The sequence below is a fragment of the Thermomonas flagellata genome, from assembly GCF_022419185.1.
In the GTDB taxonomy this organism is placed as follows: Bacteria; Pseudomonadota; Gammaproteobacteria; order Xanthomonadales; family Xanthomonadaceae; genus Thermomonas; species Thermomonas flagellata.
Genome location: NZ_JAJOZK010000002.1, coordinates 133,104 through 146,026, shown reverse-complemented (window position 1 = coordinate 146,026; position 12,923 = coordinate 133,104). Strand labels below are relative to the sequence as shown.

Sequence of the window (12,923 nt, the reverse complement as noted above, 5' to 3'; positions counted from 1 at the left end):
CTCAGCGCCGGCGCACCGGGATCCGCGCCAGCGGAACGCTGGCCACCTCCTGGCCGCCCTCGCGGCGCGGCGCGCCGGGCGGCGGCGCCCACGCCATCGCGGTGATCACCTCCCAGTCGGCGGGCAGGCCCGCATCCTCGCGCCAGGCCTCGTAGGCGGCGGCCGCGCGCGCGAAGCGGCCGCGCCCGGTCAGGCCCGGGCGGCGCGCGGCCAGCGCGTTGGTCGCCCCGGTCGCGCGCTGCGCGCGCATCAGCGCGGCCAGGTCCGGGTAATGGCGGACCAGCACGTCGCGGTCCAGCACCGGCTGGCGGAAGCCGGCGCGCACCAGGGCATCGCCGAGCGCGGCGATGTCGGCGAACGGGCTGACGTGCGGCGCATCGTCGGCCTGCGCGAACGCCTCGCGCAGCTGCCACAGGGTGCCGGGGCCGAAGGTCGAGACCAGCAGCAGGCCGTCCGCGCGCAGCACGCGCCGGAACCCGGCGAGCACCGCATCGAGGTCCTCCACCCACTGCAGGCACAGGTTGGAGAACAGCACGTCCACGCTGGCCTCGGCCAGCGGCAGCGCGCGCGCGTCTGCGCAGACCGGCTGCGGGCGGCGCGCGAACGGGCGCCAGCGGCGCGCCGCGTCCAGCTGGCGCAGCATCGGCAGGGCGAGGTCGAGCGCCAGCACCCGCGCCCGCGGCCAGCGCCGCTGCATCGCCCGGCTCGCGCTGCCCGGCCCGCAGCCGAGGTCGAGCACGCAGGCCGGCGGCGGCCGCCGCAGCGCCGGATCGTCCAGATAGTCCAGGGACTCCAGCAGGCGCGCCTCGATCTCCGCCTGCAGGCGCGCGGCGGCGGCATAGCCGGGGGCGGCGCGGCCGAACGCGCGCCGCACCTGGCGCACGTCGAACACCGGCGTGCTCATGCGGCGTGCTCCGCCAGGTGCGCCAGCAGCGCCTGCGCGACCCGCGCCGGGTCGGTGAGGAACGGCGCATGCCCGGCGTGCGCCACCTCGACCCAGCGGGCCTGCGGCGCCAGCGCGGCCGCGGCCTGCAGCGCCGCCGGGTTGACCAAGCGGTCGCGCCGGCCGCCCAGCCACAGGCTGGGCGCGGCCAACGCCGGCAGCCGCGGGCGCAGGTCGGTCTGCTCCAGCAGCGCCAGGCCTTCCGCCAGCACCCGCGGATCCGGCGCGCCGCGCTCCAGCACCGCCGCGCGCAGCAGGCGCAATTCCTCGCGCATGTGCGCCGAGCCGAACGCCTCCAGCGCGAGGAAGCGGTCGACCGTGGCCTGCCAGTCGGCGGCCAGGCCGGCGGCAAACTCGGCGAACACCGAGGCCGGCATCCCCTGCGGCCAGTCCGGGGCCTGCACGAAGCGCGGGCTGGCGGCGACCAGGGCCAGGGCCGGCACCTGCGGCGGCGCCTGCAGGGCGGCTTCCAGCGCGACCAGCCCGCCCAGCGACCAGCCGCACCACGGCGCCGGCGGCAGCGCCGCGCGCAGGGCCGCGGCCAGGGTCGACAGCTGTAGCGGCAGCGCGCAGTCGCGGCTGTGGCCGTGCCCGGGCAGGTCGACCACGTACAGCGTGCGCCGCGCGCGCAGCGCCTCCACCAGCGGGGCGAAGATGCCGCCGTGCATGGCCCAGCCGTGCACCAGCACCAGCGGCGGGCCGCGGCCGACCACCTCCACGTGCAGGCCGTTCACGGCGTGCCGGCCTCCAGCTCCGCGCGCACCGCGTCGGTGTGCGCGCCCAGCGCGGGCGCCGCGCGCCCGAGCGCCAGCGTGGCCTCCGAGAAGCGGATCGGGGTGCGCAGGCCGGGCACGCGGCCACCGGCGAGGCCGGGCGCCGGCAGATCCAGGCGCAGCCCGCGGTGGCACACCTGCGGGTCGGCGAACACCTCGGCCAGGTCGTTGATCGGCCCGGCCGGCACGCCCTGTGCCGCGAGCGCCGCCAGCAGCGCGGCGCGCGGCCAGGCGGCGATCGCCTCCGCCAGCTGCGGCACCAGCCGCGCGCGGTCGCGCACGCGCCCGGCGTTGTCGCGCCACGCCGGCGCCTGCGCCCACTGCGGGCGGCCGAGCACCGCGCACAGCCGCGCGAACTGGGCATCGTTGCCGACCGCCAGCATCAGCCAGCCATCGACGGCGGCGAACGCCTGGTAGGGCACGATGTTGGGATGGGCATTGCCCATTCGCCGCGGCACTTCACCGCCGACGAAGTAGTTCATCGCCTGGTTGGCGAGCATCGCCACCTGGCAGTCGAGCAGGGCGATGTCGATGTGCTGCCCGCGCCCGCTGCGCTCGCGCTGCCACAGCGCGGCCTGGATCGCGATCACCCCATGCAGCCCGGCGAACAGGTCGGCATGCGCCACCCCGGCCTTCTGCGGCGGGCCGTCGGGCTCGCCGGTGAGCGACATGATGCCGCCCATCGCCTGCACCATCGCGTCGTAGCCGGCACGCGCGGCGTACGGGCCGTCCTGGCCGAAGCCGGTGACCGAGCAGTACACCAGGCGCGGGTTCAGCGCGGCCAGCGCGGCATAGTCCAGCCCGTGGCGGGCGAGATCGCCGACCTTGAAGTTCTCGATCAGCACGTCGGCGCGCGCGGCCAGCGCCCGTACCAGCGCGCGCCCCTCGGCGCTGCGCAGGTCGGCGACCACCGAGCGCTTGCCGCGGTTGCAGGCGTGGAAATAGGCGGCATCGCCGCCGCTGCCGTCGGCGCGGGCCACGAACGGCGGACCCCATCGGCGGGTGTCGTCCCCTTCCGGCGCCTCCACCTTGACCACGTCGGCGCCGAGGTCGGCCAGGGTCTGCCCGATCCACGGCCCGGCCAGGATGCGCGCCAGTTCGACCACGCGCAGGCCGGCCAGCGGGGCGCCGGCGCTCATGGCGTCGCCTCCGCGGGCGCCGCCGCGCCCGGCATGGCCGGCAGCGCATCGCGCGCCGCGGCCAGCGCGTCCAGCAGGCGATCGACGTCCTCCGCGGTGTGCGCGGCGGACAGGCTGATGCGCAGGCGCGCGCCGCCCTCGGGCACGGTCGGCGGGCGGATCGCCGCCACCCACAGCCCCTGTTGCTCCAGCGCCGCGGCCAGCGCCAGCACGGCCGCCTCGCTGCCGCAGGGCAGCGGCTGGATCGGGGTGTCCGAATCCAGCAGCGGCAGGCCGAGCCGGCGCGCGCCGGCGCGGAACTGGGCGATGCGCGCGGCCAGCCGCTCGCGCCGCCAGCCGTCGCGGCGCGCCATCCCCACCGCCGCGCGCGCGGCCGCGGCCAGCGCCGGCGGCAGCGCGGTGGTGTAGACATAGGGGCGCGCGGTCTCGGCCAGGTGCTGCACCAGCTCGGCCTCCCCGACCACCAGCGCGCCGTAGCCGCCGAGCGCCTTGCCGAGCGTGACCAGCCGCAGCGGCACCGCGGCGTGGTCGAGCCCGGCCGCGGCGACGCTGCCGCGGCCTTCCGGGCCGAGCACGCCGATCGCATGCGCCTCGTCCACGTACAGGGTGGCGCGCTGCGCCTGCGCCACCAGCGCCAGCCGCCGCAGCGGGGCGACGTCGCCGTCCATGCTGAACACGCCGTCGCTGGCCAGCAGCGCCGCACCCTCGGGCGCGGCACGCAGCTGGCGCAGGGCGCCCTCGGCATCCGCGTGCGGATAGCGGCGCAGCGCGCAGCCGGCCAGGCGCGCGCCGTCGATCAGGCTGGCGTGGTTGAGCCGATCCTGCACGCACACGTCGTCGCGGCCCAGCAGTGCCTGCACCACCGCCAGGTTGGCCGCATAGCCGCTGCCGAACAGCAGCGCCGCCGGCGCGCCCAGCCAGTCGGCCACCGCGCGCTCGAGCGCGGCGTGCTCGGCATGGTGGCCGCAGACCAGATGCGAGGCGATCCCGCCGCTGCCGTGGCGGGCGGCGGCGTCCTGCAGCGCGCCGGCCACGGTGTAGTGGCGCGCCAGCCCGAGGTAGTCGTTGCCGCAGAAGTCCAGCAGCCAGCGCGTGCCGCCGCCGGCGTCCTGCACCTGGCAGCGCATGCCGTCGCGGCGCAGCACGGTGCGCCGCGTGCGCACGCGCTGCTGCGCGAGGCGCTGCTGGCGCAGCGCGGCGACGCGGGCGGTCAACGGCGGCCGCGGCATGCTCAGGCCGCTGCGGTGATCCCGGCGTGCACCGTCACGGTGCAGGCGTCGATGCGGTCGTCCTGCACGGCGTCCACCGCCATCGGGCGCAGGCCCAGGCGCGCGAACAGCGCCTGGTCGCGCGCGGTGTCCGGGTTGCCGGTGGTCAAGAGCTTCTCGCCGTAGAAGATCGAATTGGCGCCGGCCAGGAAGCACAGCGCCTGCAGCTCGTCGCTCATGGTCTCGCGCCCGGCCGACAGCCGCACCATCGAGGCCGGCATCAGGATGCGCGCGACCGCCACGGTGCGCACGAACTCGAATGGGTCCAGCTCTACCGTGCCGTGCAGCGGCGTGCCTTCCACCTGCACCAGGCGGTTGATCGGCACCGAGTCCGGATGCGCCGGCAGGTTGGCCAGGGCGCACAGCAGGCCGGCGCGCTGGCGGCGCGATTCGCCCATGCCCACGATCCCGCCGCAGCAGGTCTTCAGGCCGGCCTCGCGCACGTGCGCCAGGGTGTCCAGGCGGTCCTGGTACTCGCGGGTGTGGATGATCTGGCCGTAGAAGTCGGGGGCGCTGTCGAGGTTGTGGTTGTAGTAGTCCAGCCCGGCGTCCTTCAGCGCCTGCGCCTGCGCCGCGCTGAGCATGCCGAGGGTGGCGCAGGTCTCGAGGCCGAGCGCCTTCACCTCGCGGATCATCGCCGCCACCTTCGGGATGTCGCGGTCCTTCGGGCTGCGCCAGGCCGCGCCCATGCAGAAGCGCGAAGCGCCGGCGGCCTTGGCCTGGCGCGCGCGCTCGACCACCGCCGCGGTCTCCATCAGCTTGGTCGCCGCCACGCCGGTGTGGTAGCGCGCCGCCTGCGGGCAGTAGCCGCAGTCCTCCGGGCAGCCACCGGTCTTCACCGACAGCAGGGTGGACACCTGCACCTGGGTGGGATCGAACCGTTGGCGATGCGCGCTGGCAGCGCGGTACAGCAGCTCCGGGAAGGGCAGCGCGAACAGGGCCTCGACCTCGGCCAGGGTCCAGTCGTGGCGGATCGGGAATTCGGCGAGGGCAGGTTGCGGCATTGTCCGATGCAAGGGGAGCGGCCCGGGCGGCAGTCTGGTCGCCATGGCCGCCCCCGTCAACCGATCTCCCCCTGTGCCGGTTGACGGCGGGCCGGCCTGCCCCGCGCCGTGGCTGTTCCCGCCCACCTGCCTGGTCTGCGGCGAGCCCGGCTTGCAGGGACGCGACCTCTGCCGCGCCTGCCTGGCGGCCTTGCCGTGGCAGGGGCCGGCCTGCCCGCGCTGCGCCCTGCCCACCGCGGAGGGGCGGATGTGCGCCACATGCCGCCGGCAGCCGCCGCCGCTGGCGGCGGTGCATGCCACCTTCGCCTATCTGTTCCCGCTGGATCGGCTGCTGCCGCGGCTGAAGTTCCATGCCGATCTCGCCGCCGGGCGCGTGCTGGCGCAGTGCATGGCCGGCGCGCTGGCTGCGGTGGAGCGCCCGCAGGCGTTGGTCGCGATCCCCCTGCATCCGGCCCGGCTGCGCCGGCGCGGGTACGACCAGGCGCGCGAGCTGGCCGCGCCGCTGGCGCGCCTGCTCGGGTTGCCGCTACGCGAGGGCGCGTTGTGGCGGACCCGCGCCACCACCGCGCAATCGCAGCTGGATGCGGCCGCCCGCCGGCGCAACCTGGCGGAGGCATTCGCGGCCGCGCCGGGGGCCCTGCCCGCGCACGTCGCCCTGGTCGACGACGTGATGACCACCGGCGCCACCCTGCATGCCGCGGCACGCGCGCTGCACGCGGCCGGGGTCGCGCGCGTGGATGCCTGGGTCTGCGCGCGTGCAGTGTGAGGCCCTGCCGCCCGCGCCCCGCGCCGGCATGGCGGCGGCTTAACGCGCGCCTGCGGACACTCGCCTGCGGGAATCCATTCAAGGGGAGAAACCTCATGGCGCTGGTCCAGCATCCGGTTTCGCGCAGCTGGTGGCTGTTCGTGGTCTATGGCGTGATCGGGATCCTGTTCGGGCTGGGGATGCTGCTCTGGCCGGACCGTTCGCTGATCGCGCTGATGCTGGCCTTCGGCCTGCTGTCGCTGGCGGACGCGGTGGTCAGCCTGCTCAGCCTGGTGCGCCGCGACCTCGCGCTGCCGCGCTGGCTGCTGTTGCTATACGCGCTGGTGTCGCTGGCGTTCGGCGTGCTCGCCCTGCGCGATCCCCTCGGCATGGCCCAGGCCATGCTGTGGCTGCTGGCGATCTGGCTGATCGTGGCCGGCATCGCGCGGATCGTGTTCGCGGTGCAGGTGCGCAAGCTGGTGCAGGGCGAATGGCTGCTGGTGCTCAGCGGCCTGCTGGCGCTGCTGCTCGGGATCCTGTTCCTGGCCAATCCCGGCATCGGCCTGTTCACCGTGGTCCTGTGGATCGGCGCCGGCGCGCTGGTGTACGGCGTGTTCCAGGTCGCGGTCGGCCTGCGCCTGCGCCGCCACCGGCTGGCGGCCTGAGCGCTCAGCCGCGCAGCGCGAGCGCCGCCGCCAACCCGACGAACACCGCCAGCCCCACCCAGGTGTTGTGCAGGAACGCGCGGAAGCAGGCCGCACGCTCGCGCCGGCGCGCGATCGCGAATTCCCAGGCGACCAGCGCCAGCGCGACCGCCAGCCCCGCCCAGTACGGCCAGCCCAGCGCGGCCTGGCGCCCGACCAGCGCCAGCGCCGCGAACATGCCGGCGTACAGCACGCCCTGCGCGATGAGATCGAGCTCGCCGAACAGGATCGCAGTGGACTTGGCGCCCATGCGGATGTCGTCGTCGCGGTCGACCATCGCGTACCAGGTGTCGTAGGCGGTGGCCCAGAAGATGTTGGCCACGTACAGCACCCAGGCCAGCGGCGGCACGCCGCCGGTGACCGCGGCGAACCCCATCGGGATGCCCCAGCCGAAGGCCATGCCCAGGTAGACCTGCGGCAGGTAGGTGTAGCGCTTCAGGTAGGGATAGCTGGCGGCGAGGAACACCCCGACCACGCTGAGGGCGACGGTCAGCCGGTTCTGGGTCAGCACCAACGCGAACGCCACCAGCATCAGCGCCGCGAACACCGCCAGCGCCTCGCGCGCGGACACCGCGCCGGTCGCCAGCGGGCGCCCGCGCGTGCGCTCCACGTGCGGGTCCAGCCAGCGGTCGGCGTAGTCGTTGATCACGCAGCCGGCCGAACGGGTCAGCCAGACGCCGAGGGTGAACACCAGCAGCACCCCCAGCGGCGGGACACCGCCCGCGGCCAGCCACAGCCCCCACCAGGTCGGCCACAGCAGCAGCAGCCAGCCGATCGGGCGGTCGCCGCGCACCAGCGCCCAGTACAGGCGCAGGCGCCGGCGCCAGGCCGGCTCATCGGCGGGCGGGACGGCGGGAGATGGCATGTCGGGCATGGGCAAGCCGGCGATCTGGGCGCATCATCCTGCCAAATCCGGCGCGCGCGGCCCACGCCCGCCGCGCAAGGGTTGCCCCGGGCTGTCAAGCGCACGCAACCTGGCGCCGGCAGGCTGGCGCGACCGCCGCCGCCCGCCCCTCGCCGATGTCGCTGCTGCTCGCCCTAGCCATGCTCGCCCCGCCCGCCTGCCCCGAGCCCGCCGCGTTCCCGGCGGAACCCCCGCGCGCGGCGCAGGTGCAGGTGTACGGCCACCGCGGGGCGAGCGCGCTGCGCCCGGAGCACACCCTGGCCGCGTACGCCAAGGCGATCGCGGACGGCGCCGATGCGATCGAGCCGGACCTGGTGATGACCCGCGACGGCGTGCTGGTGGCGCGCCACGAGAACGAGATCGGCGGCACCACCGACGTCGCCGCGCACCCGGAATTCGCCGGCCGCCGCACCACCAAGATGATCGACGGGCAGGCGGTCACCGGCTGGTTCAGCGAGGACTTCACCCTCGCCGAGCTGAAGACCCTGCGCGCGCGCGAGCGCCTGCCGGAGCTGCGCGGGACCGCCTGGGACGGCCAGTTCCAGGTGCCGACCCTGGAGGAGATCATCGACTTCACCGCGGCCGAGGCCGCCGCGCGCGGACGCCCGATCAAGCTGGTGCCGGAGCTCAAGCACTCCACCTATTTCCGCGCCCACGGCCTGCCGATGGAGGACGCCCTGCTCGCGGTCCTGCAGGCGCACGCCTACACCCGGCGCGCGCCGGTGGAGATCCAGTCGTTCGAGATCGGCAACCTGCGCGCGCTGCGGCAGGCGCTCGGCCAGGCGCATCCGAACATCCGCCTGCTGCAGCTGATCGACGAGCCGCAGCTCAAGCCGGGCGACGTGCTGGCCGCCGGCGGCACCCTCACCTACGCGCAGATGCTCACCCCCGCCGGGCTGCGCGCGATCGCCGGCTACGCCGATGCGATCGGGCCGGACTACCACGCGGTCATCCCGTTCGACGCCAACGGCTGCCTGGGCGCCCCCACCTCGCTGGTGCGCGATGCCCACGCCGCCGGGCTGGAGGTGCACGTCTACACCTTCCGCCCGGAAAACACCTTCCTTGCGCGTCCGTTCCGCGCCGGCGACGACCCGAAGGCGGTGCCGCCCGACGGCATGGTGCGCCAGATCCGGTACTACCTGCGCACCGGGATCGATGCCTTCTTCACCGACGATCCCGCCGGCGGCCGCCGCGCGGTGGACGCCGGCCCGCTTCCCGCCACCGCCCGCTGAGCCCCGTATGCCCTTCGCCCCGCGTCGTTTCCCCGTGCGCGCCCTCGCGCGCCTGCTGCTGTGCCTGTGCGCGCTGGCCGCGCTGCCGGCCCTCGCCGGCGGACGCCCGGTGCTGCTGGTGTCGATCGACGGCCTGCGCCCGCAGGACGTGCTGCAGCCGCCGGCGGGTGCGCCGCCGCTGCCGCAGCTGCGCGCGCTGGCGCGCGAGGGCGCCTACGCCGAGGGTGTGGTCGGGGTGCTGCCGACGCTGACCTATCCCAGCCATGTCACCCTGATGACCGGCACCGCGCCGCGCACCCACGGGATCGGCGGCAACCTGACCTTCGACCCCTACAACAAGAACCAGCAGGGCTGGGCCTGGTATGCCCGCGACATCCGCGTGCCGACCCTGTGGCAGGCCGCGCACGCGGCCGGCCTGCGCACCGCCAACGTGCACTGGCCGGTGAGCGTGGACGCGCCCGGGCTGGACGCCAACCTGCCGCAGATCTGGCGCACCGGCAGCGACGACGACCGCAAACTGCTGGCGGCGCTGGCCACGCCCGGCCTGCTGCCGGCGCTTGAGGCGGACACCGGCATCGCCTATCCGCAGGGCATCGACGAGTCGCTGCAGGCCGACGCGCAGCGCGCGCGCTTCGCGCTGGCGCTGATCCGGCGCGCGCGCCCGCAGTTCATGACCGTGTACTTCGCCGCGCTCGACCACGAGGAGCACCTGCACGGCGCCGGCTCGGCCGAGGCCTGGCAGGTGCTGCAGCGGCTGGACGGGCTGGTCGGCGAACTGCGCGCGGCGTGGCGGCAGGCGCATCCGGACGGTGTGTTCGCGCTGGTGTCCGACCACGGCTTCGCCGACGTGCAGCACGACGTGAACCTCTACGCGCCGTTCCTGTCCGCCGGGCTCATCACCCTGCAGAACGGTGAGGTCAAGGACTGGCAGGCGATGCCATGGAACCAGGGCGGCAGCGCCGCGATCGTGCTGCGCGACCCCGCCGATGCCGCGCTGCGCGCGAACGTGCAGGCGCTGCTGAAGACGCTGCAGGCCGATCCCACGCTCGGCATCGCCGCGGTGCTCGACCACGACCAAGTCGCCGCCAAGGGCGGCAGCGAACGCGCGGAGTGGTTCGTGGTGTTCGCGCCCGGCTACGAGATGGCGGCGCGCCCGGACGCGCCGTTGGTCGGGCCGCCGCAACGGCGCGGCATGCACGGTTACGATCCGGCGCGGCCGGACCAGCGTGCGAGCTTCTTCCTGGCCGGGCCCGGGATCGCCGCCGGGCAGGACCTGGGCGTGATCGACATGCGCGCCATCGCCCCGACGTTGGCCTCCCAGCTGGGGGTCGCGCTGCCGACGGCGGAGGTCGCGCCGCTGCCGTTGCAGCGGCCGTCATCGCACTGACGCACGCGCGTCAGCATTCCTACACGCAGCGCTTACATCCTGCCGCCAGCCGCGCGGCCCGGCCGCGCGCGTGCTGCCCCCATTCAACCCAGGAATCCGACGCCATGACCTTCCGCCCGCTCCCGCGGCGCCGCGCCGTGCTCGCGCTCGCGCTGCTGTCCGCCCTGCACGCCCCGGCCTTCGCCGCCGACGCCGATGCCGACGCCCGCGATCCCAAGCAGCTCGACGCGGTCTCGGTGATCGGCCAGGGCAGCGCCCGCCAGGTGCACCGCATCAGCGTGCAGGAAACCGCGCTGCAGCCGCCCGGCGCCAGTCCGCTGCAGGTGCTGGCGGCCAAGCCCGGCGTGCACTTCGTCGCCGCCGACCCGTTCGGCAACTACGAATGGTCGACCCGCTTCAGCCTGCGCGGCTTCAACCAGGCGCGGCTCGGCTTCACCCTCGACGGCATCCCGCTCGGGGACATGAGCTACGGCAACAACAACGGCATGCACATCAGCCGCGCCATCATCGCCGAGAACCTGGCCGGCGCCGAGCTGGCCGAGGGCATCGGTGCACTCGGCACCGCCTCCAGCAGCGACCTCGGCGGCACCGTGCAGTTCCTCTCCGCCGACCCCAGCCCGGACTTCGGCGCCACCGTCGCCCAGAGCCTCGGCAGCGACGCCGCGCGGCGCACCTTCCTGCGCCTGGACACCGGCAACCACCAGGGCTTCTCGATGTACCTGTCGTACGTCTACGCCGACGTCGACAAGTGGAAGGGCGACGGCCGCCAGCAGCAGCAGCAATTCAACGCCAAGGCGGTGTACGAGCTCGGCGAGGACAGCCGGATCGGCGCGTGGCTGGGCACCTCCGACCGCGACGAGCAGGACTACCAGGACCTGTCGCTGGCGCTGACCCGCCGCAACGGCTGGGACTGGGACAACTTCCGCCCGGACTGGGCGCGCGCGGTCAAGGTCGCGCAGCAGTACCAGACCACCGGGGTCGTCAACGACGGCAACGTGCAGAGCGTGGACGACGCCTACTACGACGCGCGCGGCCTGCGCCGCGACACCCTGGCCAGCGTGTTCGGCGACTTCGCGCTGGGCGACGGCCTGCGCCTGAAGGCCACCGCCTACCACCACAAGAACCGCGGCCAGGGCCACTGGTTCACGCCCTACGTGGTGTCGTTCCCGGGCACGCCGCAGCAGACCCCGATCTCGATCCGCACCACCGAATACGGCATCGACCGCAGCGGCGTGGTCGCCTCGCTGGGCTGGGAGCTGGGCATGCACCGGATCGAGGGCGGCCTGTGGTACGAGGATTCCGACCACAACGTGCAGCGCAACTTCTACTACATCACCGGCCCGCTCAACGACGGCTATTTCCTGCGCAACCCGAACCTGCGCCAGTTCTACCTGCACTTCCGCACCACCACCCGCATGTTGTACCTGCAGGACAGCCTGAGCCTGCTGGAGGGCCGCCTGCGCCTGGACGCTGGCTTCAAGGCGCTCGACGTGCAGACCGACGGCCGGCCGATGCCCGGCACCCTGACCTACGGCACGCCCGGCTCCTACGCCACCGGCACCCTGACCGCGAAGAAGAACTTCCTGCCGCAGCTGGGCGCCAGCCTCGACCTCGGCGACGGGTTCGAGGCGTTCGGCTCCTACGCCAAGAACATCGCCGCGTTCCAGCCCGGCATCAGCAGCCCGCTGGCCACCACCCAGGTCGCGTTCGACACCTTCGCCCGCAACCTGAAGCCGGAGGAGTCGCGCACCTTCGAGGGCGGCCTGCGCCAGGTCAACCCGCTGTTCGAGGCCTCGCTGGCGCTCTACCACGTCAAGTTCTCCAACCGCCTGCTGGTGATCTCGCAGTGCGCCGGCATCATCGGCTGCGCCAATGCCTACGCCAACGTCGGCTCGGTCACCAGCAAGGGCGCGGAGCTGGCGGTCAACTTCAAGCTGGCCCCGGACCTGCGCTGGAACAATTCGCTGGCGCTCAACCAGGCGCGCTACGACAACGACTACGTGCGCGGGCTGGACGGCAGCGGGCGGCCGATCGTGGTCGCCACCCGCGGCAAGACGGTGGTGGACAGCCCCAAGCAGCTGTTCAGCAGCAACCTGTACTGGACCCCCGGCCCGTGGCAGCTGGGCCTGTCCGCGCACTACACCGGGCAGCGCTACTACACCTACCTCAACGACGCCGGCGTGCCCAGCTTCTGGCTGCTCAACGGCCTGGTCGGCTACGACTTCGGCAAGGTCGGCCCGACCCAGGGGGTGAAGCTCGCGCTGAACGTGACCAACCTCGCGAACAAGCGCTACTTCTCGACCATCGGCTCGAACGGCTTCGTGGTCAGCGACCCCGACGGCAGCTACCAGACCCTGCTCGCCGGCGCCCCGCGCGCGTTCCTGCTGACCGCCACCGTGCGCTTCTGAGCGTAGCGCCACCAGCGCCCCGCCCGGCCCGCGTGCCGGGCGGGCGTCCGCCCGCGGCGTGCACGCCGAGCGCGGTTCGTGCGAGAATCGCGGCCCGCGATGCCCGCCATCGCACCTGCGCGCCCGTAGCTCAGCCGGATAGAGTAGCGGCTTCCGAAGCCGTTGGTCGGGGGTTCGAATCCCTCCGGGCGCGCCATCTTCGATGCCGCTTCCTCCGCGATTCCCGGCCCTCGCGCACAGCGCTCGGGCGTTCGTGTCCGCGCGAGGCTGCGCCTCGCCAGCGCGTCCCCTCACCCCTCCGGGCGCGCCATCTTCGATGCCGCTTCCTCCGCGATTCCCGGCCCTCGCGCACAGCGCTCGGGCGTTCGTGTCCGCGCGAGGCTGCGCCTCGCCAGCGCGTCCCCTCACCCCTCCGG

Annotated in this window: 11 protein-coding genes and 1 tRNA gene; 6 read left to right on the top strand and 6 right to left on the bottom strand. The window is 74.4% G+C overall.

Translation table 11 applies throughout. The features are described 5' to 3' along the window. Position 1: 1 nt before the first annotated feature. Genes bioC through bioB form a run of 5 tightly spaced genes read right to left on the bottom strand, consistent with a single transcriptional unit; the run spans position 2 to position 5,127 of the window. Complete coding sequence (gene bioC, locus ML340_RS02865; protein ID WP_240096472.1) at positions 2 to 904, bottom strand: malonyl-ACP O-methyltransferase BioC; 903 nt, start codon at positions 902 to 904, stop codon at positions 2 to 4. Continuing rightward, positions 901 to 1,668: a pimeloyl-ACP methyl ester esterase BioH gene (gene bioH, locus ML340_RS02860; protein ID WP_240096706.1), complete on the bottom strand. Its 768-nt coding sequence runs from the start codon at positions 1,666 to 1,668 to the stop codon at positions 901 to 903. The genes bioC and bioH overlap by 4 nt, the downstream gene beginning before the upstream one ends. 5 nt (positions 1,669 to 1,673) lie before the next feature. Beyond that, positions 1,674 to 2,855 carry a CaiB/BaiF CoA transferase family protein gene (locus ML340_RS02855; RefSeq protein WP_240096470.1) on the bottom strand — a complete coding sequence of 394 codons (1,182 nt, stop codon included), beginning with the start codon at positions 2,853 to 2,855 and terminating at the stop codon, positions 1,674 to 1,676. Then, the gene (bioF, locus tag ML340_RS02850; RefSeq protein ID WP_240096468.1) at positions 2,852 to 4,084 is read right to left on the bottom strand and encodes an 8-amino-7-oxononanoate synthase; all 1,233 of its coding nucleotides are present in this window, start codon (positions 4,082 to 4,084) and stop codon (positions 2,852 to 2,854) included. The genes ML340_RS02855 and bioF overlap by 4 nt, the downstream gene beginning before the upstream one ends. Before the next feature lie 2 nt (positions 4,085 to 4,086). Further along, positions 4,087 to 5,127, bottom strand: a complete 1,041-nt coding sequence (gene bioB / locus ML340_RS02845; protein WP_240096466.1) for a biotin synthase BioB — start codon at positions 5,125 to 5,127, stop codon at positions 4,087 to 4,089. Between the two features lie 43 nt (positions 5,128 to 5,170). Here bioB and ML340_RS02840 point away from each other — a divergent pair, with 43 nt between their 5' ends. Together ML340_RS02840 and ML340_RS02835 are read left to right on the top strand one after the other, a co-directional pair. After that, complete coding sequence (locus ML340_RS02840; protein ID WP_425608258.1) at positions 5,171 to 5,893, top strand: ComF family protein; 723 nt, start codon at positions 5,171 to 5,173, stop codon at positions 5,891 to 5,893. Positions 5,894 to 5,988: 95 nt separating this feature from the next. Next, positions 5,989 to 6,537 carry an HdeD family acid-resistance protein gene (locus tag ML340_RS02835; protein WP_240096464.1) on the top strand — a complete coding sequence of 183 codons (549 nt, stop codon included), beginning with the start codon at positions 5,989 to 5,991 and terminating at the stop codon, positions 6,535 to 6,537. A 4-nt stretch (positions 6,538 to 6,541) separates the two neighbouring features. On the opposite strand, the gene ubiA is transcribed toward ML340_RS02835, so the two are convergent. Then, the gene (gene ubiA / locus ML340_RS02830; protein ID WP_240096462.1) at positions 6,542 to 7,441 is read right to left on the bottom strand and encodes a 4-hydroxybenzoate octaprenyltransferase; all 900 of its coding nucleotides are present in this window, start codon (positions 7,439 to 7,441) and stop codon (positions 6,542 to 6,544) included. Positions 7,442 to 7,596: 155 nt separating this feature from the next. Here ubiA and ML340_RS02825 point away from each other — a divergent pair, with 155 nt between their 5' ends. The 4 genes from ML340_RS02825 to ML340_RS02810 all read left to right on the top strand — a co-directional run bounded on the left by ML340_RS02825 (position 7,597) and on the right by ML340_RS02810 (position 12,703). Continuing rightward, positions 7,597 to 8,712 (top strand): glycerophosphodiester phosphodiesterase, encoded by a 1,116-nt coding sequence (locus ML340_RS02825; RefSeq protein ID WP_425608257.1) that lies wholly within the window; start codon positions 7,597 to 7,599, stop codon positions 8,710 to 8,712. Between the two features lie 7 nt (positions 8,713 to 8,719). Further along, positions 8,720 to 10,099: an alkaline phosphatase family protein gene (locus ML340_RS02820; RefSeq protein WP_240096460.1), complete on the top strand. Its 1,380-nt coding sequence runs from the start codon at positions 8,720 to 8,722 to the stop codon at positions 10,097 to 10,099. Positions 10,100 to 10,203: 104 nt separating this feature from the next. After that, positions 10,204 to 12,507: a TonB-dependent receptor gene (locus tag ML340_RS02815; RefSeq protein WP_240096458.1), complete on the top strand. Its 2,304-nt coding sequence runs from the start codon at positions 10,204 to 10,206 to the stop codon at positions 12,505 to 12,507. A gap of 119 nt (positions 12,508 to 12,626) precedes the next feature. Continuing rightward, positions 12,627 to 12,703, top strand: a tRNA-Arg gene (locus ML340_RS02810). The last annotated feature ends 220 nt before the right edge of the window (positions 12,704 to 12,923 follow it).

Bases quoted from the DNA above. Each gene is read 5' to 3' on its own strand.
- bioC (WP_240096472.1), bottom strand. From the start codon at position 904: ATGAGCACGCCGGTGTTCGACGTGCGCCAGGTGCGGCGCGCGTTCGGC.
- ML340_RS02855 (WP_240096470.1), bottom strand. From the start codon at position 2,855: ATGAGCGCCGGCGCCCCGCTGGCCGGCCTGCGCGTGGTCGAACTGGCG.
- bioF (WP_240096468.1), bottom strand. From the start codon at position 4,084: ATGCCGCGGCCGCCGTTGACCGCCCGCGTCGCCGCGCTGCGCCAGCAG.
- bioB (WP_240096466.1), bottom strand. From the start codon at position 5,127: ATGCCGCAACCTGCCCTCGCCGAATTCCCGATCCGCCACGACTGGACC.
- ML340_RS02840 (WP_425608258.1), top strand. From the start codon at position 5,171: ATGGCCGCCCCCGTCAACCGATCTCCCCCTGTGCCGGTTGACGGCGGG.
- ML340_RS02835 (WP_240096464.1), top strand. From the start codon at position 5,989: ATGGCGCTGGTCCAGCATCCGGTTTCGCGCAGCTGGTGGCTGTTCGTG.
- ubiA (WP_240096462.1), bottom strand. From the start codon at position 7,441: ATGCCATCTCCCGCCGTCCCGCCCGCCGATGAGCCGGCCTGGCGCCGG.
- ML340_RS02825 (WP_425608257.1), top strand. From the start codon at position 7,597: ATGTCGCTGCTGCTCGCCCTAGCCATGCTCGCCCCGCCCGCCTGCCCC.
- ML340_RS02820 (WP_240096460.1), top strand. From the start codon at position 8,720: ATGCCCTTCGCCCCGCGTCGTTTCCCCGTGCGCGCCCTCGCGCGCCTG.
- ML340_RS02815 (WP_240096458.1), top strand. From the start codon at position 10,204: ATGACCTTCCGCCCGCTCCCGCGGCGCCGCGCCGTGCTCGCGCTCGCG.